This window comes from Niallia circulans (assembly GCF_007273535.1).
Lineage (GTDB): Bacteria > Bacillota > Bacilli > Bacillales > Cytobacillaceae > Niallia > Niallia circulans_B.
The window spans coordinates 2676493-2699770 of sequence record NZ_RIBP01000004.1; the positions used below are offsets into that span (position 1 = coordinate 2676493).

Genomic DNA, 23278 nt, shown 5'->3' on the forward strand with positions numbered 1-23278 from the left:
TTTAAAAAATGACAAAAATTATTCCGACAACAGATTGGCTTGAGGATGTCAGTGTATTTGCTGTTAATCGGCTTCCAGCACATTCGGACCATTTATACTATGAAACAAAAGCGGAGGCAATAGCTAAAGAGCCGATGAAGCTCCGCAGCTCTTTAAATGGAGATTGGCAGTTTCATTATGCGGTTAATCCAAGTGTAAGGCCAAGCACATTTTATCAAAAAGATTTTGATTGTTCTGGCTGGGATTATATATCTGTGCCTGGTCATATTCAGCTGCAAGGATATGGGAAGCCTCAATATGTGAATACGATGTACCCTTGGGACGGTCACCAAGATATACGACCACCAGAAATTCCGACAGACCATAATCCAGTTGGCAGCTATGTTAAATATTTTACGGTGCCTGCAAACTTGGAAGGCTCACCACTTTATATTTCGTTTCAAGGGGTAGAATCTGCGTTTTATGTGTGGCTGAATGGGACATTTATCGGCTATAGTGAAGACTCCTTCACACCTGCTGAATTTGAACTGACCCCATATTTAACAGACGGAGAAAATAAGCTTGCCGTAGAGGTATATCAGCGCAGTACAGGAAGCTGGCTGGAGGATCAGGATTTCTGGAGATTTTCAGGGATTTTCCGTGATGTCTACCTTTATTCTGTACCAACTATCCATGTTACAGATATTCACGTTCGTCCTGAATTGAATGACACCTATACATTAGGCAGTTTGGCTGCAAACGTGAAGCTTGAAGGAAAAGCTGTGTCTAAAATAGCTGCAGAGCTTACGGACAAGAATGGAAAAACACTTTCGTCTGCAGCTGGAACCGAGCAAACTAACAATTGGACAATTCAAATGGATGTGGAAAATCCAGAGCTTTGGAGCGCCGAAAATCCTTATTTATACACTTTATATGTCAGTGTCTTTGATGAATCTGGCGAGCTCATTGAGGTTGTTCCGCAGAAACTGGGCTTTAGACATTTTGAGCTGAAAGATAAAGTCATGCGACTGAATGGCGAACGTATTGTATTTAAAGGAGTTAATCGCCACGAGTTTAATCCAAGACATGGCAGAGCCATCTCAAAGGAAGATATGCTATGGGACATCAAAACATTAAAGGAGCATAATATTAATGCAGTCCGCACCTCCCACTATCCAAACCAAAGCTTATGGTATGAATTATGTGATGAATATGGTGTTTATGTTATTGACGAGATGAATTTAGAAACACATGGCTCATGGCAAAAGATGGGGGCAGTTGAACCTTCCTGGAATATTCCAGGGAATAAGCCAGAGTGGCAAGACATTGTAATGGACAGGGCGATTTCCATGGTAGAACGTGATAAAAATCATCCATCGATTCTAATTTGGTCATGCGGAAATGAATCATATGCCGGCGAAGTAATCTTAAATGTTGCCAATTATTTCAGAAGCAAAGATGCAAGCAGGCTTGTCCACTATGAAGGTGTGTTCCATAATCGTCAATACGATGCTGCAAGTGATATGGAAAGCCGCATGTATGCAAAGCCTGAGCATATTGAGAAATACTTGACAGACAATCCAGAAAAGCCCTATATCAGCTGTGAATATATGCATGCAATGGGAAATTCCCTTGGAGGCATGTACAAATACACAGAATTAGAGCAAAAATATCCAATGTACCAAGGCGGGTTTATTTGGGATTATATTGATCAGTCCCTCTATAAAAAGGACCGGTTTGGCAAGGAATATTTGGCTTATGGCGGGGATTTCGATGACCGGCCAACAGACTACGGTTTTTGCACAAATGGCATTGTTTATGCTGATCGTAAAGTATCACCAAAAATGCAGGAAGTGAAATTCCTGTACCAAGATTTCAAACTTGTTCCAGATCAAAATGGAGTCTTGATAAAAAATGAAAGCTTGTTTACGAATACGGAAAACTATCACTTAGTATGTAAGCTGTTTTTGAATGGCTATGAAATAAGTACGAAAAAACTGTCAGCCTCCGTTGAGCCGCAAAGCTCTGCTCATGTTGCGGTTACGTTTCCTGCCAATCTAACAGGAGCGCAAGGTGAATACTGTATTCAGGCTTCATTCGTTTTAAAGGAGAAAACACTGTGGGCTGATGCAGGTTATGAAATCGCGTTCGGTCAATATATTTATGAAACTGGGGAAAAGCAAGTAACAAAACCACTTGGAGAGATAAAAACTGTCCATGGTGATGTTAATATAGGCGTCCATGGCAAGGACTTTACTGTTATTTTTTCCAAGCAATCTGGTAGTCTAGTATCCTTGTCATATGCAGGTAAAGAAATGATTTCCATGCCACCTGCACCATTATTTTGGAGGGCAACAACAGATAATGACAGAGGCTTTTCACAAAGCTATCATTCTGGATTATGGTATGCTGCAAGCCTTGCAAGGCAATGCACAGATATTCAGGTGGAAGAAAGCAGCAGCCAAACTAGTGTTGCCTTCACATATGCTTTTTCTGTCCATGCAGACATAGAAGTGAAGGTGGTTTATACAGTTTTTGCAAATGGAAGCATTCATGTGAAGTCAGTATATAAAGGTGCTGACAAATTGCCGCAGCTGCCGATATTTGCCTTATCCTTCAAGCTTCCAGCCGAATACAGCAAGACCCATTGGTATGCTCTAGGACCTGAAGAAAATTATTCCGATAGAGCAATGGGTGCCAAACTAAGCCGTTTCCACCAAAAGGTTTCTGATAACCTATCAGGCTATGTAATGCCACAGGAATCTGGCAATCGTACTGGAGTCAGACAGGTATCTGTAACGAACGAGCAAGGCCATGGCATTACTATCTCGTACGTAAACAAACCGCTAGAATGTAATTTCTCTCCATATACTGCATTTGAGCTTGAGAACGCTCAGCATGTATATGAGCTTCCAAACATTCATTATACTGTGGCGACGATCGCAGGCAGGCAGATGGGTGTTGGTGGTGACGACAGCTGGGGCGCGCCTGTTCATAGAGAACATTTGCTTCATGCGAGTGAAGACATAGAATTTGAGTTTGTTATGGAGAGAAGATAGTCAAAAGCCTTATTGTCCTTCAAAATGATGGACCATAAGGCTTTTTTTTATGATGATAGGCTGTTTTAATTATTTTAGGCAGTCTATTAAATCAATAAATTAGAGGGTTCAACATCCTGATTCACTTTGTTTTGATTGTCACTGTAAAAACATAGAAACGAACAGCTATTTCTTTAAAAGAGTTTGTAATAATGTATAACTAATTTACCTTGACTTAGAAAAGTCATCTGTCCCATTTTTAGTATGCAGATTTTGTAAAAAATATAAACAACCTCTTTAAGAGATTAAATATGAAAATTCAGTCATCACCGTTTATAATAATAGATAGACAGACAATTTATTTAGGAGAGGATGGAATGTCAATGGAATATCGTTTGGAGAAGGATACAATAGGAGAAATAAGAGTCCCGGCAAATAGTTATTGGGGGGCACAAACACAACGAAGCAAAGAAAATTTCCCTATTGGTGAAGAAAAGATGCCAGTTGAAATCATTCATGCTTTTGCTCTTTTGAAAAAAAGCGCTGCAATTGTTAACAATGAACTTGGGCTTTTATCAACAGAAAAAACGGAAGCGCTTAGCTTTGGTGCAGATCAAATATTGAATGGCAGTCTTAATGAGCACTTTCCACTTGTTGTTTGGCAAACAGGCAGTGGTACACAGTCAAATATGAACGTAAACGAAGTAATTGCATTTGCGGGGAATAAATGGCTTGCTGAAAAAGGATCAGAAACCCGTTTGCATCCGAATGATGATGTAAACAAATCGCAAAGCTCCAATGATACATATCCAACAGCTCTGCATATAGCAGCAGTTGTGCAGCTAGAAGATGTTGTGCTTCCTGCTATTGATAAGCTGAAGCAAACCTTCCGGGAAAAAACAGAGGCATTTTCTGATATTGTTAAAATCGGTCGCACCCATTTACAGGATGCCACACCACTAACACTAGGGCAGGAAATCAGCGGCTGGCACCGAATGCTTGAAAAGTCAGCAAGCATGATAACAGCAAGTTTACCTTTCTTACGCGAGCTCGCTATTGGAGGTACAGCAGTTGGGACCGGCTTAAATGCGCATCCGGAATTTTCTGAGAGAGTCTGTCAGAAATTAACCGAATTCACAAATAAACCATTTTCCTCTGCTGAAAACAAATTCCATGCACTAACAAGTCATGATGAAATAACGTTTGCACACGGAGCGTTGAAGGGATTAGCTGCAGATATGATGAAGATTGCCAATGATGTCCGCTGGCTTGCAAGTGGCCCAAGATGCGGCATCGGTGAAATCAATATTCCTGAAAATGAGCCAGGAAGCTCTATCATGCCTGGAAAGGTAAACCCAACGCAAAGTGAGGCAGTGACAATGGTGGCTGTACAGGTAATGGGGAATGATGCAGCAATTGGGTTTGCTGCAAGTCAGGGGAATTTCGAACTGAATGTATTTAAACCAGTCATTGCATATAATTTCCTGCAATCAGCCCGCCTGCTTGCTGACAGTATTCTATCCTTCAATGATCGCTGTGCAATTGGCATTGAGCCAAATTTAGAAAAAATCGACAAAAATTTAAATGAGTCCTTAATGCTTGTGACTGCCTTAAATCCACAAATAGGCTATGAAAATGCAGCAAAAATAGCTAAAAAAGCATTTGCCGATAACTCTACATTAAAACAGGCAGCTTTAGCATTAGAGCTGTTAACTGAAGAAGAATTCGACAGCTACATCCAGCCGAAAGAGATGACATATCCTAAATAAAATTTCAAGCGGAACCCATTTGCCAATGGGTTCCGTTTTTTTTATGTAAACGACGATTATATTTGTTAACTTCATGATAAAATAGTAGTATAGTCTTATGAATAAAGTCTCAATTGGTTTTTTAATTGTTTTATAGACTTGTTTACTTAACAAGCTAGCTTTATTACTCAGGAGGTCATGTTATTGCTTTTTCAAAACATCATCGATCACTTTCATGCACAATATATGATCTTAATTCCGATAATGTCTGTAATAAGCTGTGCAATAGGGCTGTGGATTAGCAAGAAGATAAGGATGGATGTAAACAACAAAACCGCCATCCTTATCGGCGGTTCGCTGTTGCTAGGCTTTTCTTTTTGGATTACTTTTATTCTTATTTCCTATATGGTGCCACTGAACTATTCGTCAAAGGATTTTCCAATATACTTTATCCTTATTTTTTTGTTTTGCTTTATTGGTTCTTTAGTCATTCTCTCCCTCTCACAATTGAAAACATGTAAGGAAAGCCATTATTTATGGGGAAGTCTATTTTTGGCAGTGTGTTTAATAGCATCAGATACATTTGGTTTTGCGTTGCTATTCAGTCAGCATATTCAATTTAATCTTATTCTTTATTTGACAACCTTTTTACTGACATTAGGTTCGTCCTTCTCTGTTTTCAGGTTTTTAATTCAAATAACCAGTGATGATATATTTCAAGGCGCTTCGAAAAAATGGGAGTATATTGGCGTTGTTCTTGCAGGGGTATCACTGGCGAATATTCCCTATATTGTTTTAGTATCGATTTTAAAATTTAATTTAGGATACATGTATAGTGACTATGAAATTTTCATTCCGTTTATCCTAACAATCGGAGCTAATTTCCTCTTAATGCTGCTGCCATATTTTTTAGGTGACACGATTTTGAGTAAAAAGGCAAATTTTTATACAGCATTATTTGAGCATAATCCTGTGGCAGTTATTGGTATAGATTTGCTCGGAGCAATTAATAGTGTTAATTACGAAGGCACGAAACTCCTTGAATTGGAGGAGAAGGAATTGCTTGGCAGGGATGCTTTTGAGCTCTTCTCCAATATTGACAGAAATAAAATGGATGCTTATTTATCTGGATATAATACAAAAATGGTCCATAAGTTCGAAACAGAAATTACAATGAAAAACAATAGCAAAAAAGATGTTTATATTACCGCTGTGCGGATTATAACGAATGATAAATTTATCGGTGTTTTTGCATTAGTGGAGGATATTACAGAAAAGAAAAAATCAGAAGAGCAAATTAAACATCTTGCCTTTCATGATGATCTTACCCAGCTGTCCAACAGACGGGTTGCCAAAATGACGATGAATGAATATATTGAAAACAATATCCCCTTTACACTAATGCTGCTCGATTTTGATCGTTTCAAAAGCATTAATGATACACTCGGTCATTCCTTTGGTGACAGTTTGCTGCAGAAAATTGCGAGAAGATTAGACAAGTTAGTGCTCGATAAAGGAAAGGTCGCAAGGTTTGGGGGAGATGAATTCCTTATAATCATTCCCGATGATTTGGAAAAAAAGGACTTGTATAAGTTAATCGCTCAATCTATTAACCAAGTATTCAGGCAGCCAATTCTTATTGACGGCTATGAGATTGTTTTGACAGCAAGTGTTGGCATAAGCAGATTTCCCGAGCATACAACAGATGTGGATGATCTCGTGAAATACGCAGATATTGCTATGTATCAGATGAAGGAAGCTGGTGCAAATGGGTACAAGGAATTTAATAACGAAATGTCTCTTCATGCAAATCATAAAGTTGGTTTGGAAAGTGATTTGCGGAAAGCGATGGAATACCAGGAACTGTTTGTTCACTATCAGCCAAAATATCAAATCGAAAGCGGCAATATTATCGGTGCAGAAGCGTTAATTAGGTGGAAGCATAATAAAAAAGGCTTTATTCCACCTAATGAATTCATCCCGTTGGCTGAAGAAAGCGGTCTGATTGTCAAACTTGAAAAATATGTGTTCACAGAAGTATGCAAACACATACATAGGTGGAATAAAGCTGGTAAAAATATTGGACGGATTTCTATTAACATATCGATTGTAACCTTATTAAGAGAGGATTTTATAACGTTTATTGCCGAACATTTGCAAAAGTATAGGATTGCTGGAAGTATCATTGAACTTGAGATAACAGAGCGAATCGTCATGAAAAATGAACTGGTAGTCAACCAAACATTAAAGAAAATAAGTGAATTGGGCATCAGTATCAGCATGGATGATTTTGGTACTGGCTATAGTTCACTATCCTATCTTCATAAGCTCCAAGTCGACTGTATTAAAATTGACAAATCCTTTATTGATCAGATTGAACGGAATATAGAGGTTGTGTCAGCCATCATTTCCATGGCAAAAAATCTAAAGCTAGAAATAATCGCAGAAGGTGTGGAAACAGAAGCACAGGTGAAAAAGCTTATTCAGCTTGGCTGTGATCAGGCACAAGGCTATTATTTTTCCAAGCCCATTTCCATGGCTAAATTTGAGGCAATACTATAACAATACACCCCACTTATTAGACTTTGCTCTAACTTAGTGGAGGTGTTTTTTTTAATATTTACAAATTATATGATTGGTTGATACGATAAAAGAAATATAATCAGTAAATAAGAAGGTGTTTTTTTTATGAGTATAACAGAACAGGAAGTCATGAAATGGATAAAAGATGATGAATGGATGATGGATATACTGCAAATTGTTCAGAAGCTTGACTTGCCTGACTGGTGGATTTGTGCAGGGTTTGTACGCTCAAAAATTTGGGATAAGGTGCATCATTTTTCTGTTAGAACGCCACTACCAGACATTGATGTTATCTACTATGATGCGAATAATATCGAGGAAGAAGAAGAAAAGCAATTGGAGCAAAAGTTAAAGCAGCTTCATTCCCTTTTACCTTGGTCTGTCAAAAACCAAGCTAGAATGCATACGCTTAATGATTTTCCGCCTTATACATCTGCAGTCGATGGGATCGCCCATTTTACTGAAACAGCAACGGCCTTAGGGGTAAAGCTAGATGAAGATGGCAGCCTTGTTTTTGCTGCCCCGTGGGGAATCACAGATACGGTTTCTCTTAAAGTCAGGCCAACTCCACTGTATGAAAAGCCAGATAAGAGAAACATTTATGAGAATAGAGTAATAAAAAAAGCTTGGCAAAATCACTGGACAAGACTGGAGATATTAGGAATAGAGGAGAGTCTACTCTAACAAAAAATCGGCTAGAACTCATATTTAGTTACGAACTTCTAGCCGAATGCTGCTTTTATAATGATTTGGTCATAAACAGGCTGTTTTCGTCCAGTATGTAATCTGCAAAGGGACCGCAATAAGTGAATCCTAATGCTTCATATAATTTTCTTGCTGGCAAAAAGGCCTCCATTGAGCCAGTTTCAAGACTAAGACGTGTATAGCCTCTTGTTTTAGCGGCCTCCAGAATATGAAGCATAATCTGTTGTGCGACGCCTTTGCGCAAATGAGCAGAAGAGGTTTTAACAGACTTCACTTCAGCATGAGTCTGATCCAATTCCTTTACTGCCCCACAGCCTAAAAGCTCGCCATTTTCCCATGCGCTCCAAAACGTTATTTCAGGCTTGCGAAGTCCATCTAAGTCAAGGGCATGAATACTTTCAGGCGGAGAGTGAAGTGTCATACTATATAGATGATCCTCAAGCAGTGCAGCAATTTCAGGACCACGTAAGTCGTCAATCTTGATTATCATTCATTATTCTTCCCTTCTAATTCAATGTGAGTGTGTTTTTCCTATGTCTATAATAATATCATACGGAAAACGAAGTAAAAGATTAATTTAGAATTTTCATACATTAATAAAGAGTGCTTACAAAATAAAAAGCCGAACTAATTACTTGATAAATTAGTTCAGCTTTAATCTAGACTTCCCTAAATATTAAACCTGCAGCTTATTATTAACAGTCGAATCTGTTTTGGTTTTATCCTTCATCCGGCTGAAAATATTAGCAAGAACAGAACCAGATAAATTATGCCAAACACTGAAAATAGCACTAGGAACAGCTGCGAGTGGAGAGAAGTGTGCTGAGGCAATAGCGACACCTAAACCTGAATTTTGCATGCCAACCTCCATGGCAACAGCCTTTTGCTTTGCAAGGTCCATGCCACAAAGCCGTGCAAAGAAAAAGCCGATTAAAAAGCCAAGCACATTATGAAGAATGACGACTCCAAAGATTAATAAACCAGTTTCAGCAAGTCTGTCTGCACTGCCTGCCACAACTGCAGCAACAATTAAAACAATTGCAATAACAGATACGAGAGGCATTGCTTTTGCCCCTGCTTTTGCTTGTTTGCCAAAGAAGCGTTTCACGATGAATCCAAGCACAAGCGGAATAATAACAACTTGTACAATCGAAAGGAATAAAGACCCTACACTGATTTGAATCCATTTGCTAGCAAACAAAAGGATAAGCAGCGGTGTTACAATTGGTGCTAAAACTGTAGAAACAGACGCAATGGCAACAGCTAGTGCAACATTTCCTCTTGCAAGAAAAACCATCACATTTGATGCTGTACCACTCGGACAGCAGCCTACCAAAATGACGCCAACGGCAATTTCGCTTGGCAGGTTTAAGCCGACAGCCAATAAAAATGCAAGAAGCGGCATAATCACAAAGTGACCGATAACTCCTAACGCAACATCCTTAGGACGTGTAAATACTTCTTTAAAATCAGATAATTCAAGGGTAAGGCCCATACCGAACATAACAATTCCTAATAGTGGCACGATATAATCGCCGATCCAAACAAAATGCTCTGGCATAATATACGCAACTGCCGCAAAGACCAAAACCCATAATGTAAATGTTTTTCCTGCAAAGCTGCTAATTTTCTCGATGAATCCCATAAGACGAAACCTCCAAAGAATGATAATTCAGATTTTTTCAAATAAAATCACTTCACTATATTAGATGAAATATTTAGAAAAATCAATATGAGATGATTCCGATATAATGGGTCTAATTTCTTATTTTTATTTAGCTTTTATAAGGGGTTTTGTAGGGAGATGAAGCTGGGAAATATGTCTATTTTTTGAAAACTGGATATTAAACTTGTTTTTCTAGTAAGACTTGATATAAATAAAGAAAGACACTATTTCCCTGTTAATCTTATATTTCGACAATGATAGCATTTGGAAAACTTGTTCTTTTTGCCATACGATTTAGCTGCATTCTTAATACAGGGCTTCTTGGAATAATGATAATTATCCTATCAAAGCCTAACTCCTGATAAAGCCGAAATGAGTTTTCCATATATGGAATCATTTCCTGTGTAAGAACATCCATGTTTTTGCAGTCAATAATTAATTTAAATTGCTTGGCATCAGCAATAGAAAGATAAGCAACTTTGTTCCGGTAATCAGTTACAAATTCTGCAACAGTGGCAGGATCAAAAGTACCTTCTATCAGCATATCAATCGTTTTAGAGGAGCGATTCACCTTTATGTCAAAACATCCTTTTTCTTCCATAATGATTGGATCTCCTTATGCTGTAACTATTCAGTTGAATTTTTTGTAATTATAGCACAGTGTTAAAGAAAATAGGATATTAAATAATGGAATCAGTTGGTTTTGCATAAATCGAGACGGGAATAGTAGAATGAAGCAGTTTTATTCAGCGAAAGCAGGTGGGAAAGTGGAAATAAAATCCTACTCGTATCGGAAAAAAGGTAGTATGGAATTTATTTATGATAAATTTGCCCATTCGAGGGTTATCCTCTATCCAATTAAAAACTATTATTTTATTAAATTTGTAAAATGGAATGCAAAAGATCCATATGTGACAAGACAGGATTTAGAAGAGATGGAAGAACTGGCAAATGAAGAAATGGGGACACTTGAATTTTATATGCAGCGCAAAGGCAGTACATTGGCATAGGATTTGCATAGTCCTATGCTTTTTTATATATGGAGGAAGCAGAATTATGTATAACAAGGAATTATGGATGAGATTGGCGAAATAAAAAAAGCGGAAACGAATATATAGGGGGAATTTTTAATGGAAAGCAAAAAGGAATATTATGCTGTTATTTTCACATCAAAAAGAACAGCTGGTGATAATGGCTATGGAAAAATGGCAGAAAAAATGGAGGAGCTGGCTGGAAAACAGGCTGGCTTTATTGGTGTGGAAAGTGCACGTGATTCAAGCTTAGGAATAACAGTTTCTTATTGGGATTCTCTGGAAGCTATCAAGCGGTGGAAGGAAAATGCTGCACATAAGCTTGCACAAGACAAGGGAAAAGCACAGTGGTATGAAGATTATCATGTCCGTATTTGCAAGGTAGAAAGAGAGTATGGGATGGAAGAATAAAGATTCTCGCGCATGAAAATAATAGTTAGCGGTTAACTTGACATATAACCAAAAGGTGTTATAAAATCAAAAGTATAACCAAAAGGTGTTATATTACTGAATATAAAGGAGCTAACAAAAGCATATGACAATTAATCAGAACAATGGTAAGGTGCAAGACATTATTCAAACTATTACAATTGACGCAAGTGTTGAAAAGGTATGGAACTTTGTTTCCACAGCAGAAGGGATTGCGGCATGGTTTATGCCAAATGATTTTCAGGCAGAGCTTGGCTATGAATTCCATCTTCAATCGCCTTTCGGACCATCTCCTTGTAAGGTTACAGCATTGGAACCACCACATAAACTGTCTTTTGATTGGGATACAGAGGGCTGGTTTGTTACCTTTTCATTGAAAGAGCTTGACGGAAGAACGGAATTTACTGTCATCCACGGCGGCTGGAAAAATACAGAAGACCTAATTGGCAAGGCAAATGAAAAGTCTGCCATTATCCGTGATAGAATGAATCAAGGCTGGAGCGGTATTGTTCAAAGGCTAAAAAAGGTAGTGGAAGCATAATGACAGCTGCGGCTGGAAAATCCGATGTTTTTCAAGCGATTGCTGATCCAACAAGGAGAAAAGTACTAAAGCTGTTATCTGAGAAAGACATGCCGATAACGGAAATCTCAAGTCAGTTTCCAGTTAGCAGAACGGCTATCGTCAAACATCTGCAAGTCCTAACAGACGCAAAACTAGTCTCATCCAGAAAAACTGGTAGAGAAAAGATATATACTTTAAGTCCAGAGCCTCTCGCTGAAGTACAGGAATGGATTTCCTACTATGAACAGTTTTGGTTTAACAGGCTGTCTGTACTTAAACATTTGATGGAAGAAGACAAAAAATAAAGGCGCAATTTATGCGTCTTTTTTATATGAATATATTTATTTAAAATAATTGTGCTAGGAAAATAACTAGAAAATAATGTATGATAGAAGAGAATGGTAGCGGTGACAAAAAGTTAATAAGTACTACAAAATATGTCTCTGAAACAACTGAAGAAAGTAGGGACTTGAGATGGTAACGATTACTTCTAGACATATGATACAGCCTGAGGCGGCTTTGAGTAAAAATACAATCATTACAAAAGGAACACATATCTCCTATGTATACACAGAGATGGATAAATACATAGAAAACGCCCTCTATTTTATCACTGCAGGTATTGAACTGAATCACGAAATCTTGTTTATTGACGATAAAAAGGTGCTCAGCCTTCTTAATGAACGTCTTAAAGAGCAAGGGATTAATGAAGAGCAGTTAGAGAAAATTAACTTTATTAATCATGTGGATTTTTATGAACCGAATATTCCGCTAGATTCTGACAAAATAGTTCGCAAATTTACAGCTATAGTACGCCCTCTTTTGAATACTGGAAAGCCAGTTAGACACTGGGGAAAGGTCATTTGGCTTAACGGGCAAAAAAATTTGCTTGAAAATCTATCTAAATATGAAGCAGCTGCTTCTCAATTTATTAGAAAATCAAACAGCTTTGGTATTTGTGCATTTGATGGTATGCAATTACCAGCTTCTATCCATATGGAAATAATGAAATACAGTCATTATGTTATGTCAGATAATGAACTTGTTGCATCGAGCTTTCAGAATAGTGAAAATTTACATCCTTCCATCAGAAGGGAAGTGAACTACAAGAATGCCCTTTCTACGCTAAAAATTGCGCAATCTCATTATGCTAGAATAATAGAAGAAATGCCAGATGCCGTTTTTATTACGTCAAGGGGAAATATAGCATATACGAATAAATCAGCATTAAAGTTAATGGAGGCAGATTCGGCCCAGCTTCACAATAAAGTGGTATGGGAGATTATTGATCCTGCTTTTCACATGCAAATTAAAGCAAAGGCAGTTGGCGTTTTGAAAAGGGAGCGTTTTGCAACGTGTGAAATTCAGTTAATTGCTTTGACTGGAAAAAAGGTAGATGTCGAGGTATTATCTTTTCCTTTTGTTTTTGAGGACAAAAAAACAATTATTCATATTGCCAGAAACATTAAAGAACGAAAAGAAAATCATGATTTGATGATTCGAAACGAAAAGCTAGAGATTGCCGGTCAGCTTGCCGCAAGCATCGCGCATGAAATAAGAAACCCTCTAACGGCTATAAAGGGGTTTATGAAGCTCGCAGAACAAGGCTCCTTGCATATTAAAGATGTTTATCCGATTCTTGATGCAGAAATAAATCGAATAGAAACGATTGCGAGTGAGTTATTACTACTCGGAAAGCCTGTCTCAACAGAAATAAAGGTGATGGACTTGTCCAAGCTTTTATATGATATATGTACCTTCATGCAATCACAAGCAAACATGGAGAATGTCATCCTTCATTTCAACATACCGAATAAACCACTATCTTGTAAATGTAACGGTGACCAAATAAAGCAGGTCTTTATGAATATTATAAAAAATGCAATTGAAGCAGTTCCTGCAAGCGGACAAATAATTGTTAATGCCAAGGAAATAGCAGATAATGCAGTGTTTGAAATAATTGACAACGGAGTTGGAATTCCAATAGAAATTCAAAACAAGCTGGGTGAACCTTTTTATACAACAAAGGAAAAAGGGACAGGTCTTGGTTTAATGGTTTGCTATAACATTATTGAACAGCATAATGGCTCTATTCATTTTCATTCCGTTGAAGGAGAAGGAACTACTTTCACTGTAAGTATCCCCTTAGTGAAGATACAAGGGGATAAGCTTATAATGAAAAGTGAAAGCAATGTGTATAAATCATGATAATTTCTGTCTATCCTTATAAAAAAAGGAGGGGACAGCTTTGCTTTTTTTGGAATTAATAGCAGGTATTCTTATTGTGCTTGCCTTCATCCATTTTTTCTGGACAAAAAAGCAGGATGAATATAAAGGCAGGTTAATTATGCAGCATCTACATACAAGTCAGGACATGAAAAAAACCCTTGCACTTGGCTTATATCTCCGCTTTCTTCCCGCAGGAAAGCAAGTGGAAAAACATTCCCTTTTGTTAAAGGATGATGTTACATTAGAAGCCTTTATAGCAAGCTTGCTTGAGAAAACTAGGGGAGGAACGGCATGGGTGCTGGCAGATGCAGATAGGTTGGGAATCAATTTGGAACACCAAACGAAGGAAGGTTTGTTTTTAGGGCAAATCGTTAGGAGCGAGAATGAAATTGGTTTTGAACAAATTGCCCTTGTTCATTCAAATATTGTAAAAAAACGTGCAGCTGGAGGATATGTCGTAACAGCAGGCATGTTTTCGGAGGATGCTATTTATTATGCAAAAGGGCTGAATATCGAGTTAATTGATGGTGTTGGCTTAACCGATTTATGGCTTGCCAGTCTTGGAATAGCAGAAAAGGAAATACAAAAGATTCTGCCGCAGTTAACGTAAAAAAATGGAAATTCCTTTTGGGAAAGGAGTTTCTTTTTTTATAGTTACCTGAATTCTGCTAAATGTGAAGAAAACCGTATATGTCTCTCGCAATGTGCTTGGAATAACCGCCAATTGTAAATGAACGTACAGACTGTTTTTAAAATTAGCTGTTATTATTGATGGTACTGTTACATGCTCCATTGTATAATGGAAAAATGAGCAATTTAGATTAATAGTTTTTGCAAGGAGAGGGAATCATAAATGATGAAGGTACTTGGATTTACAATAGATGGCGAGACAAGGTGTAAGCATTATCATAGTAATATTGATGTTATTGCTATTAAATTTTATTGCTGTAATACCTATTATCCTTGCTATAAATGCCATGAAGAGGCTTCAGATCATCAGATTAAAGTATGGCCATCCCAGAAATTTGGCGAAAAAGCGATTTTATGCGGAGTGTGTAAAACGGAGCATTCCATTGCTGCTTATATAGACATGACGTCTTGTTCTAATTGTGGAGCGAAATATAATGACAAATGCTCCTTGCATCATCATCTGTATTTTGCCACGAAGTAACAGATTAGCAATTAGTTTAACAGCTTAGTTATTGCTCTAATTAGTAAGCGTGTTAGCAGGTAGAGTGGCTCTACTAGTTCAATGGCTAGTTCAGCTAACTCGGAACGGTCCTTTTTTTCCTTCTTCTTTTTCAGTTTCATATTTGATCCTGCCCTTCATATTTATTGAAGTTAATTCCGGTATTTATATAAGTAATACGAAGGGAGTCTCCAAAAGTTTCATAATTGGAAAAGTTGGTGGGAACAAAATAAAAAAATAACTTATCTAACTTCGTAACTCTGAAACACTAAAAGTTAGATAAAATTATCTATTAATTCGTGTTTAGAAAGGTTATTTTAGTTTTGTTCCACTTTATTTGTCCCTATCTCAAAGCTCCAAAGGGTAATACTGCATGCACACCTTTAACGCCATTAACAACTTGGGTTATTCTTAGGTCAACCACTGTACTTGATAGGGCAGTTGCTTCTGTTCTGCTTATATTATAGTTCTGTGCCATTAGTGTGATCATTTCATTTAAGGCATCCTTTGCTGCAATATTTAAGTCCTCGTGAAAGCCGAATGTAATCCATCCAGATGGTGTTTTGGCAAGTGGGGCTCGCAATTGCATATCGCTGCGGGCAATTAATGTAATGTCTACAAGCTCCATTGCACATTCAATTGCTGTCCCGGAAATCTCACCGTCTCCTTGAAGGGCATGGCCGTCACCAATGGAAAATAACGCACCTTCTACAGATATTGGTAAAAACAAACTGCTGCCTTTAACTAATTCTTTACAATCAATATTCCCACCACAATAACGTGGAGGTGGGGTAGGGTGGACCCAGACTCCTCTGGAGCTACTCCCATTACTCCCATAAAAGGTTTTAGGGACACAGAAAAAGTTCTATCACCAATAATAGTCGATCCTGTCATTTGATTGGAATCGAGTTTCCAGTCTAGCTGAATTTTTTCTTCCTCGGAAATGCCAAGCGCCATGTTCTGCCAGTTTGGCAAACCGCCGCTCCAATTCCTTCCATACCAGCCTGGCACAATATCATTTATTTTAATTTCCAGCACCATTCCTGGCATGGCATCTTTTACAGCAATTGGTCCAATCATGGGATGACCAAGCTTTTGTTCGGATTGATTGGAGGTGAATTTTTCAAACACTTCTGCTTCTGCTGAAGAATAACCCCACTCAATATCTAATGTTTTCATTGCAATCGAGTCTCCAGATTCAACCGTTAAAACAGGAAGGTAGTCTCTGCTGAACGAGCCATGAAGATTTTCTTGTTTTAATGTTAATACATGCTTCATCATTTAATCACTCCTTTATTATTTTTGTTTATTTCGATGTGCAAACGAAAAAACCCTTTTTCAAATACATGAAAAAGGGCGTGTCAGTAATATTTCTTTTCATCAGGTGTGAGAATTCTTGTCAGAGAATGTACCTTTGTTGAAATTAACTTGGAGCTTAACCGCTGTTTTAATGTTGGAAATACATGACCAACATAGTCATCTATAGAACGGCAGTAAGCTATTTCAGGGAGATGGATATTAAAGGAGCAGGAAACGCGAACATGAATATCACCATCTATATCAAAGGGTTCAGAAACAGAGACTACTTCATAGTTATCTGCGAACTTGTTTTTTATACCATTTATTTTTTTCGACACATGCAGCTTATAGTTGGAAGTTTGTGTCGGCTTAAAGTTAAAGTCTGCTATACCAATTGCATTTATCATTTTTTCCTCCAATAAAAATAAACTATGTATGATTATATCATTTTTATGTTAAAAAATATGAGAATTAAATTCAAATCATGATGGAAAAAGCAGGTATATAATTGAAGTTACACCATATATATAAATGGTATGGCTTAAATGAGAATTATTTTTGTCATTTATTCAACTATTTTCTTTGGCTCTGTGACACCAGATGATTATTTTCTTAAGAATCTACTCTATTGCGTATGTGATTAAACGAAAGTTTGAATGCTTCGTCCAGAGCTTATTCTTTTGAAGGTTGGCAGTCATTCCTAACATCGTAGGGGGAATGGAAAAAATTTTTTTCATAAAGGAGACTATATGAAAACTAAAGCAAAAATCAAAGGTGTAAAGTATAAGCCAGAGTATACCCATCCACGATATAAAGTGAAATTAGAGACACCAGACGGGAAAGAACTGATTATTGAGTTTGATTACAGTGATACAACAGGAAAAAAAGGGTATAAACCACTTGGCGTCCTGCATGATGGTGAAGATATGGGTGTGAAATTATCATGGTATTCCCGGCAAGTAGAAGGGATGACAGTCTCTGAGTTTTTACGCATACTAGCATTTAAGGTTGATAGAAAATATAAGGTTATTTCGTAGTAACATAGACAAAAGCGGCTGACAGTCAGCCGCTTTTGTTGTTTTTTAATGTAATGTTCTTGAAGCAAGCCATTCCATTATAGTCGTATTTTTTCCGTTTATTTTCGATACAGGATCATTGTTGAATACATATATCCATGACCAGTGACCATCGTATTGATAAGTACTTCCGTCCGCATTTTTGTATAACCCTGATGTATCGTGAACGTCATTATATAATGTTAAGTGAACATCGTTGGCTTTTGCAGCAATGAGACGCTCGTATGTTGGCAATGTGTTTAACTCTGGAAGTAATGTTGTATCATTTTTTGCTGTCACAAACCATGTTGGAGTTTTCGCAAGCTGTTTAATATCCTTCTCGGAAATATATTTATCATTTAACCCTTCACAAACAGGGAAGGCACCTGCGAAGTAATCAGGATGGTCACGTGTCATTAATAGTGTCATATAACCGCCATTTGATGCACCGCCGATGTAAATACGGTTTTTATCAATATCACGGTTGCTATTCACGTATTTTTCAATAAGTGACATTAAAGCATCTGAATATTTAGAAGTTCCATCAGCTCTCCCTGTTAGACCATCCATCCAATACGTTGGAGCTTGGGGAGCTAATACATACGCACCGTTAAAAATAGATTGGATATCTTCAGAAGCGAAATTCACTGCTTTATTTGCAGCAATTGGAATAGTTGCATCTGTTCCGCCTTCACCACCGCCATGCAGCCAAATAATCAGCGGATTCTTTTTCTTGTCCTTTGCTGGCTCGAAATCAGCATAGGATAATGTAGTTCCTCCAGCTGAATGCTTACCTAAAGAAAATTCGCCAACAAGTCCATTTTGCGAACCATTGTTCTTTGTAATGATTAAACCTGTTAGCTTAGTTGACTTTGATTTAATGTCTTTTACTTGTTTAATGGTATAGTCAAAATCTACCCAATTATTGAATCCTGTTACAAAGTCATAATTTAAAGCAGCACTGATAGTTAAAGTTGGGCTATTCTCCAGTTCTAATACTACATACTTACCAGATTTAACAGCCTTGCCATTTTTATCGGCAACATATGCATTCGTCACATTATTATAGCCTTCCTCAAGCAATGGGTTAGCAAGCCTGCTGTCTGTTCTTTTAACATATACTTGAAACGTATCCTTAGTGACGCTGTCTTTTGTAATATTTTTGTCAATATTGACAATCAGTTTTGTAACAACCGTTCCCCAATCCTTCACTTCTGTAACTGTTTGATAAGATGTTTTGTCCTTATGATTTTTTGCTGCGCTAACGCCTGTGCTGTAAGAGAAAATCAAGACGAAGCCTAAAACAATCAATAATGCTGATTTTATGTACTTATTCATTCTTTAACTCCTCTCTCCTTGTTTTTTAAGCGCTTACATATACAATGCTATCATGTTATAAAGGTACATATAAGGGAAAAAATGCCTATTTTAGTTGTTTAATACAGTAATATCCTAAAATAATCAGCAGGATTCAAACCTTGACCACTGTTGAAATATTCAAGTAAACTAATAGGTAGAATATGAAAAGTGAGTGATACCAGTGGGTGTAACAATTAAGGATATTGCCAAATTAGCTAATGTTTCCCATACAACCGTTTCAAGGGCTCTTAATGGAAGCCCTCTAATTCGGCCAGATACAAAAAAGAAAATACTGGAGCTGGCTGAACAGCTGCATTATGTGCCAAATTATAGTGCCAAAAGTCTTGTCTTGAAAAAGTCTTATACGATTGGCTTGTTTTTTACAAGCATTTCAAACGGAACTTCCTCTACTTTCCTTGCGAATGTCATCAAAGGAGTAAATGGGGAAATAGATGAGAATTACAATTTATTCGTCAGAGGCATTGACGATTTTAAGGAATTTGCTGCCATCAATGGACAAAGGTTTGATGGAATCGTTTTGATGAGTCAAAGCGATGAGGATGATGCTTTTATCGAGCATGTGAAGCAGCAAAACATCCCGATAGTTGTACTCAATCGGGAAATAGATGATCCGTCCATCACAAACATCCTTTCAAATGATGAAGCTGGTGCGATGGAGGCAACTAATTATTTGGTTAGTCAGGGTCATCAAAGAATTGCTATTATTGAAGGAAAAGAAAGCTTTAAAACAGCATTAAAAAGAAAAAATGGCTATATGCAAGCATTAATGCAAAATAATTTAGCGATAAACAAACGCTATATTGTGAAGGGCAGCTATGACATGGAAAGCGGCTATAAAGCAATGGAGCAGCTATTAGCTTTGAACAACCGTCCAAGTGCTGTATTTTGCTCTAATGATGATATGGCAATCGGCGCAATCAATGCGATTTTCGCAAGCGGTTTGCATGTACCTAACGACATCTCCATTGTCGGTTTTGACAACAGTGCTTTTAGCCAGTATGTTATGCCGAAACTTACAACTGTGCAAAGACCAATTGAACAAATCAGCCAAAAAGGCGCAAAAAAGCTGTTAGAGCTGATAAATGATTCTAATGAGACAGGTGAAAGTGTATTTGTAAAAACAGAACTAATTATTCGTGATTCGGTTATTTCACAACCATAAATTAAATGTTAACGTGAGCATAATCGGATGATTATGCTCATATTTTTAAAGGAAAAGGTTGATAGAATGGAAATAGAACGGTATATTAATGGTGTAGATGTTTTGTTTTGTTCACACCAAAATGTTAACGTGTGCATAAAATTTTAGGAGGCGTTTCACTTTGACTAAAACCATAAAAAGCAGTTGGATGGAAAACAGAAATACTTATCCAGAAAGAATTGTCCAGTTTGGTGAAGGAAACTTTTTGCGAGGCTTTGTCGACTGGCAAGTTGACAGAATGAATAAAAGGGCTGGCTTCAGCAGCAGTGTAGCGATTGTTCAGCCACGTGCAAACGGAAATGTTGGCATGCTGAATGATCAAAATGGGCTTTATACGCTGTTTCTTCAAGGTCTAAAAAATGGTAGCGCTATCAGGGAGCATACTGTGATTGAGGCGGTTTCCAGAGGAATTAATCCGTATACAGAGTATGGAGAATATGTAAAGCTTGCAGAAAATCCTGAGCTTCGTTTTATCGTATCCAACACGACTGAGGCAGGAATTGCTTTTGCACCAGATGATAAATTGACAGATTCCCCGCCAAGCAGTTTTCCAGGCAAGCTGACAGCCTTTCTTTATCATCGCTATCAGTTTTTTAATGGCAGCAAGGAGAAGGGCCTTGTTATTATTCCGTGTGAGCTGATTGACCAAAATGGAGAGGAGCTGAAAAAAATCGTCCTGCAATTTTCCTCCTTATGGAATTTAGAGAAGGGATTTACAAACTGGCTGGAAGAAAACAATGTTTTCTGTTCAAGCTTGGTGGACAGAATTGTTCCTGGCTTTCCAAAGGATTCCATTAGCGAAATAACAGAAGAGTTAGGGTACGAAGATCGCCTTGTTGTTGTTGGTGAGCAATACCATTTATGGGTTATCGAAGGACCAGCTTGGCTGAAAGCAGAGCTTCCTGTCGAAGAAGCCGGGCTTAATACACTAATTGTGGATGATATGACCCCATATCGGACGAGAAAGGTCAGAATCTTGAATGGAGCACATACAGCAATGACGCCAATTTCTTATTTATGCAATAAGGAGACAGTTGGTGAAGCAATGCTAGATGGGCAAATTGGCGAATTCGTAAGAGAGTTGATTACAAACGAAATTATTCCAATACTTGACCTTCCAAAAGCAGAACTGACAGTATATGCAGATGAAATTATTGACCGGTTCTTAAATCCGTACATTACCCATTATGTTATGGATATTTCTTTAAATTCCATCTCAAAATTCAAAACAAGGGATTTGCCGACATTGCTGGAGTTTGTTGACAGAAAAGCAGAGCTTCCGCAGAAGCTAGTATTTTCCTTAAGTGCGCTGCTTTTCTTTTATAAAGGTAAACGAGGTGATGAACAAATAATACTGCGTGATGATGATTCTATTCTTTCCTTCTTTCATAAGCAATGGAGCACGGTGGATGGGTCTCTGGCTTCTATGCAAGCTTTTGTACTGAACGTATTGCAGGAGAAACTGTTATGGGACCAGGATTTAGGCGGGGTAGCAGGCCTTGCTGATACAATTACCAATCATTTAATGAGAATGGAGCATTCAGGCATGAGAAATGCACTTCAAGCATGCTTGGAAAATGCTCGCAACTAACTATTTGTCTTATGTTAAGTTCGGTATGTTTATATTCAAAAGAATAGAAGTTTAATGGAGGGATTACCATGCGTGAATTTATAAAGATTAACCAAAAGGACAATGTAATTGTCGCTTTAAAGAATTTGCAAGCAGGTACGAAGCTTTTGGTTGAGGATAAGGAGCTTGAATTGAAGGAGGATATTGCGAGAGGCCATAAAATCGCCACTACAGCGATTTTGAAAAACAGCGATATTATTAAGTATGGATTTCCTATCGGACATGCGACAACAGATTTACAAGCTGGTGCTTGGGTGCATACACAAAATACGAAAACAAATCTTTCTGGAATCGAGGAATACAGTTATTTACCGCAAGTAAGTTATATCCCTGCTAAAAACGAGAAACGCACATTCAAAGGATACAGAAGAAAAAATGGCAATGTCGGCATTCGAAATGAATTATTTATCGTACCAACAGTCGGCTGTGTGAACGGGATAGCTGATTTAATCGTGAAGGAATTTATTCGTGAGGTCGAAGATATTGCACCATTTGAAAACATTCAAGTTATTAAGCATAACTATGGCTGCTCCCAATTAGGTGACGATCATGAGTATACAAAAACAATCCTTGGAAATGCGGCAACACATCCGAATGCGGGCGGAGTATTAGTGTTAGGCTTAGGCTGTGAGAATAATATAATTGAAGACTTTAAGGAATCACTCGGAAGTATTGATGAAAGCAGGGTGAAGTTTCTATCCTCCCAGTCAGTGTCTAATGAAATAGATGCAGGAGTTATGCTCTTGAAAGAAATTTATACAAATGCAAAAAATGATGTGCGAGAGGACGTTCCTTTATCTGAGTTAAAGGTTGGGTTGAAGTGCGGAGGTTCGGACGGATTTTCGGGCATAACAGCGAACCCTCTGTTAGGACGTTTTTCCGATTTTCTGATTGCACAGGGCGGGACGACTGTGTTGACAGAAGTACCTGAAATGTTTGGCGCAGAAAAAATTTTAATGGAGCGTGCAGAAACAGAAGAGGTATTTCATAAGACAGTAGCATTAATCAACGACTTTAAAGAATACTTCCTGCGCTATAACCAGCCTGTTTATGAGAACCCTTCTCCTGGTAACAAGCTTGGCGGAATAACTACACTTGAAGATAAGTCACTTGGCTGCACACAAAAAGCAGGCAGTGCTGCTGTTGTGGATGTCTTGAAATATGGGGAAAAACTCGCCAAAGGTGGCTTGAATCTTTTAAGTGCACCAGGCAACGATCTTGTGGCAACATCTGCATTAGGCGCTGCAGGCTGCCAGCTTGTTTTATTTACAACAGGAAGAGGCACTCCGTTTGGCAGCTTTGTGCCAACAATTAAAGTATCAACCAACACACCGCTCTATCAAGAAAAATCCCACTGGATTGATTTCAATGCAGGCAGCCTTCTTGAGAATGTAGAGGAAGAAGCTGTCTTGCAAGAATTTATTCATTACATCATTACTGTTGCGAGCGGTCAGCTTGTTAATCATGAGAAGAATGAGTTTAGAGAGATTGCTATCTTTAAAGATGGTGTTACCCTATAGGCAGGAGGGTGTGAGTATGTTCACACCCTTTAAA

23 protein-coding genes are annotated in these 23278 nt (G+C 37.9%); 15 read left to right on the top strand and 8 right to left on the bottom strand.

The window, feature by feature from the left end; all coding sequences use genetic code 11:
* Positions 1-8 precede the first annotated feature (8 nt).
* The 4 genes from CEQ21_RS21180 (at position 9) to CEQ21_RS21195 (ending at position 8032) form a co-directional block, all read left to right on the top strand.
* Positions 9-3038 carry a beta-galactosidase, LacZ type gene (locus CEQ21_RS21180; protein ID WP_185766215.1) on the top strand — a complete coding sequence of 1010 codons (3030 nt, stop codon included), beginning with the start codon at positions 9-11 and terminating at the stop codon, positions 3036-3038.
* Positions 3039-3400: 362 nt separating this feature from the next.
* Positions 3401-4786, top strand: a complete 1386-nt coding sequence (fumC, locus tag CEQ21_RS21185; RefSeq protein WP_185767366.1) for a class II fumarate hydratase — start codon at positions 3401-3403, stop codon at positions 4784-4786.
* 183 nt (positions 4787-4969) lie between these two features.
* Positions 4970-7327 carry a sensor domain-containing protein gene (locus tag CEQ21_RS21190; protein WP_185766216.1) on the top strand — a complete coding sequence of 786 codons (2358 nt, stop codon included), beginning with the start codon at positions 4970-4972 and terminating at the stop codon, positions 7325-7327.
* A gap of 126 nt (positions 7328-7453) precedes the next feature.
* The gene (locus CEQ21_RS21195; protein ID WP_185766217.1) at positions 7454-8032 is read left to right on the top strand and encodes a nucleotidyltransferase family protein; all 579 of its coding nucleotides are present in this window, start codon (positions 7454-7456) and stop codon (positions 8030-8032) included.
* A 55-nt stretch (positions 8033-8087) separates the two neighbouring features.
* On the opposite strand, the gene CEQ21_RS21200 is transcribed toward CEQ21_RS21195, so the two are convergent.
* The 3 genes from CEQ21_RS21200 to CEQ21_RS21210 form a co-directional block, all read right to left on the bottom strand.
* Positions 8088-8543, bottom strand: coding sequence for a GNAT family N-acetyltransferase (locus CEQ21_RS21200; RefSeq protein ID WP_185766218.1), 456 nt, complete (start codon positions 8541-8543; stop codon positions 8088-8090).
* A 186-nt stretch (positions 8544-8729) separates the two neighbouring features.
* Positions 8730-9698, bottom strand: coding sequence for a bile acid:sodium symporter family protein (locus CEQ21_RS21205; protein WP_185766219.1), 969 nt, complete (start codon positions 9696-9698; stop codon positions 8730-8732).
* Positions 9699-9960: 262 nt separating this feature from the next.
* On the bottom strand, positions 9961-10320 hold the full coding sequence (locus tag CEQ21_RS21210; protein WP_185766220.1) for a hypothetical protein: 360 nt from the start codon (positions 10318-10320) through the stop codon (positions 9961-9963).
* Positions 10321-10486: 166 nt separating this feature from the next.
* On the opposite strand from CEQ21_RS21210, the gene CEQ21_RS21215 reads away from it, so the two are divergent.
* From CEQ21_RS21215 to CEQ21_RS21245, 7 genes are all read left to right on the top strand, one after another.
* Positions 10487-10729 (top strand): hypothetical protein, encoded by a 243-nt coding sequence (locus CEQ21_RS21215; protein WP_185767367.1) that lies wholly within the window; start codon positions 10487-10489, stop codon positions 10727-10729.
* Positions 10730-10849: 120 nt separating this feature from the next.
* Entirely contained in the window at positions 10850-11161 is a 312-nt protein-coding gene (locus CEQ21_RS21220; RefSeq protein ID WP_185766221.1) for an antibiotic biosynthesis monooxygenase family protein, read from the top strand.
* A gap of 124 nt (positions 11162-11285) precedes the next feature.
* Positions 11286-11720 carry an SRPBCC family protein gene (locus CEQ21_RS21225; protein ID WP_185766222.1) on the top strand — a complete coding sequence of 145 codons (435 nt, stop codon included), beginning with the start codon at positions 11286-11288 and terminating at the stop codon, positions 11718-11720.
* Positions 11720-12046: an ArsR/SmtB family transcription factor gene (locus CEQ21_RS21230; RefSeq protein ID WP_185766223.1), complete on the top strand. Its 327-nt coding sequence runs from the start codon at positions 11720-11722 to the stop codon at positions 12044-12046. Before CEQ21_RS21225 ends, CEQ21_RS21230 begins: the two co-directional genes overlap by 1 nt.
* Before the next feature lie 169 nt (positions 12047-12215).
* Positions 12216-13949 (top strand): ATP-binding protein, encoded by a 1734-nt coding sequence (locus CEQ21_RS21235; RefSeq protein WP_185766224.1) that lies wholly within the window; start codon positions 12216-12218, stop codon positions 13947-13949.
* Between the two features lie 40 nt (positions 13950-13989).
* Complete coding sequence (locus CEQ21_RS21240; RefSeq protein ID WP_235907298.1) at positions 13990-14580, top strand: restriction endonuclease; 591 nt, start codon at positions 13990-13992, stop codon at positions 14578-14580.
* A gap of 243 nt (positions 14581-14823) precedes the next feature.
* Positions 14824-15141 carry a CHY zinc finger protein gene (locus CEQ21_RS21245; protein WP_185766225.1) on the top strand — a complete coding sequence of 106 codons (318 nt, stop codon included), beginning with the start codon at positions 14824-14826 and terminating at the stop codon, positions 15139-15141.
* A gap of 11 nt (positions 15142-15152) precedes the next feature.
* On the opposite strand, the gene CEQ21_RS27300 is transcribed toward CEQ21_RS21245, so the two are convergent.
* The 4 genes from CEQ21_RS27300 to CEQ21_RS21255 form a co-directional block, all read right to left on the bottom strand.
* The gene (locus CEQ21_RS27300; protein WP_268878998.1) at positions 15153-15281 is read right to left on the bottom strand and encodes a hypothetical protein; all 129 of its coding nucleotides are present in this window, start codon (positions 15279-15281) and stop codon (positions 15153-15155) included.
* A 221-nt stretch (positions 15282-15502) separates the two neighbouring features.
* Positions 15503-15922: an acetamidase/formamidase family protein gene (locus CEQ21_RS27420; RefSeq protein ID WP_328593509.1), complete on the bottom strand. Its 420-nt coding sequence runs from the start codon at positions 15920-15922 to the stop codon at positions 15503-15505.
* On the bottom strand, positions 15904-16440 hold the full coding sequence (locus CEQ21_RS27425; RefSeq protein ID WP_328593490.1) for an acetamidase/formamidase family protein: 537 nt from the start codon (positions 16438-16440) through the stop codon (positions 15904-15906). The genes CEQ21_RS27420 and CEQ21_RS27425 overlap by 19 nt, the downstream gene beginning before the upstream one ends.
* Before the next feature lie 80 nt (positions 16441-16520).
* Positions 16521-16865, bottom strand: coding sequence for a hypothetical protein (locus CEQ21_RS21255; protein ID WP_185766226.1), 345 nt, complete (start codon positions 16863-16865; stop codon positions 16521-16523).
* Between the two features lie 342 nt (positions 16866-17207).
* Between CEQ21_RS21255 and CEQ21_RS21260 the strand changes: the two genes are divergently transcribed.
* Positions 17208-17495 (top strand): hypothetical protein, encoded by a 288-nt coding sequence (locus CEQ21_RS21260; RefSeq protein WP_185766227.1) that lies wholly within the window; start codon positions 17208-17210, stop codon positions 17493-17495.
* Between the two features lie 45 nt (positions 17496-17540).
* Here CEQ21_RS21260 and CEQ21_RS21265 read toward each other — a convergent pair whose 3' ends face one another.
* The gene (locus CEQ21_RS21265; RefSeq protein WP_185766228.1) at positions 17541-18851 is read right to left on the bottom strand and encodes a prolyl oligopeptidase family serine peptidase; all 1311 of its coding nucleotides are present in this window, start codon (positions 18849-18851) and stop codon (positions 17541-17543) included.
* 202 nt (positions 18852-19053) lie between these two features.
* On the opposite strand from CEQ21_RS21265, the gene CEQ21_RS21270 reads away from it, so the two are divergent.
* The 3 genes from CEQ21_RS21270 to CEQ21_RS21280 all read left to right on the top strand — a co-directional run bounded on the left by CEQ21_RS21270 (position 19054) and on the right by CEQ21_RS21280 (position 23244).
* The gene (locus CEQ21_RS21270; protein WP_185766229.1) at positions 19054-20055 is read left to right on the top strand and encodes a LacI family DNA-binding transcriptional regulator; all 1002 of its coding nucleotides are present in this window, start codon (positions 19054-19056) and stop codon (positions 20053-20055) included.
* A 187-nt stretch (positions 20056-20242) separates the two neighbouring features.
* Entirely contained in the window at positions 20243-21685 is a 1443-nt protein-coding gene (locus CEQ21_RS21275) for a tagaturonate reductase (RefSeq protein WP_185767369.1), read from the top strand.
* Positions 21686-21753: 68 nt separating this feature from the next.
* Positions 21754-23244, top strand: a complete 1491-nt coding sequence (locus CEQ21_RS21280; protein WP_185766230.1) for a UxaA family hydrolase — start codon at positions 21754-21756, stop codon at positions 23242-23244.
* Positions 23245-23278 lie beyond the last annotated feature (34 nt).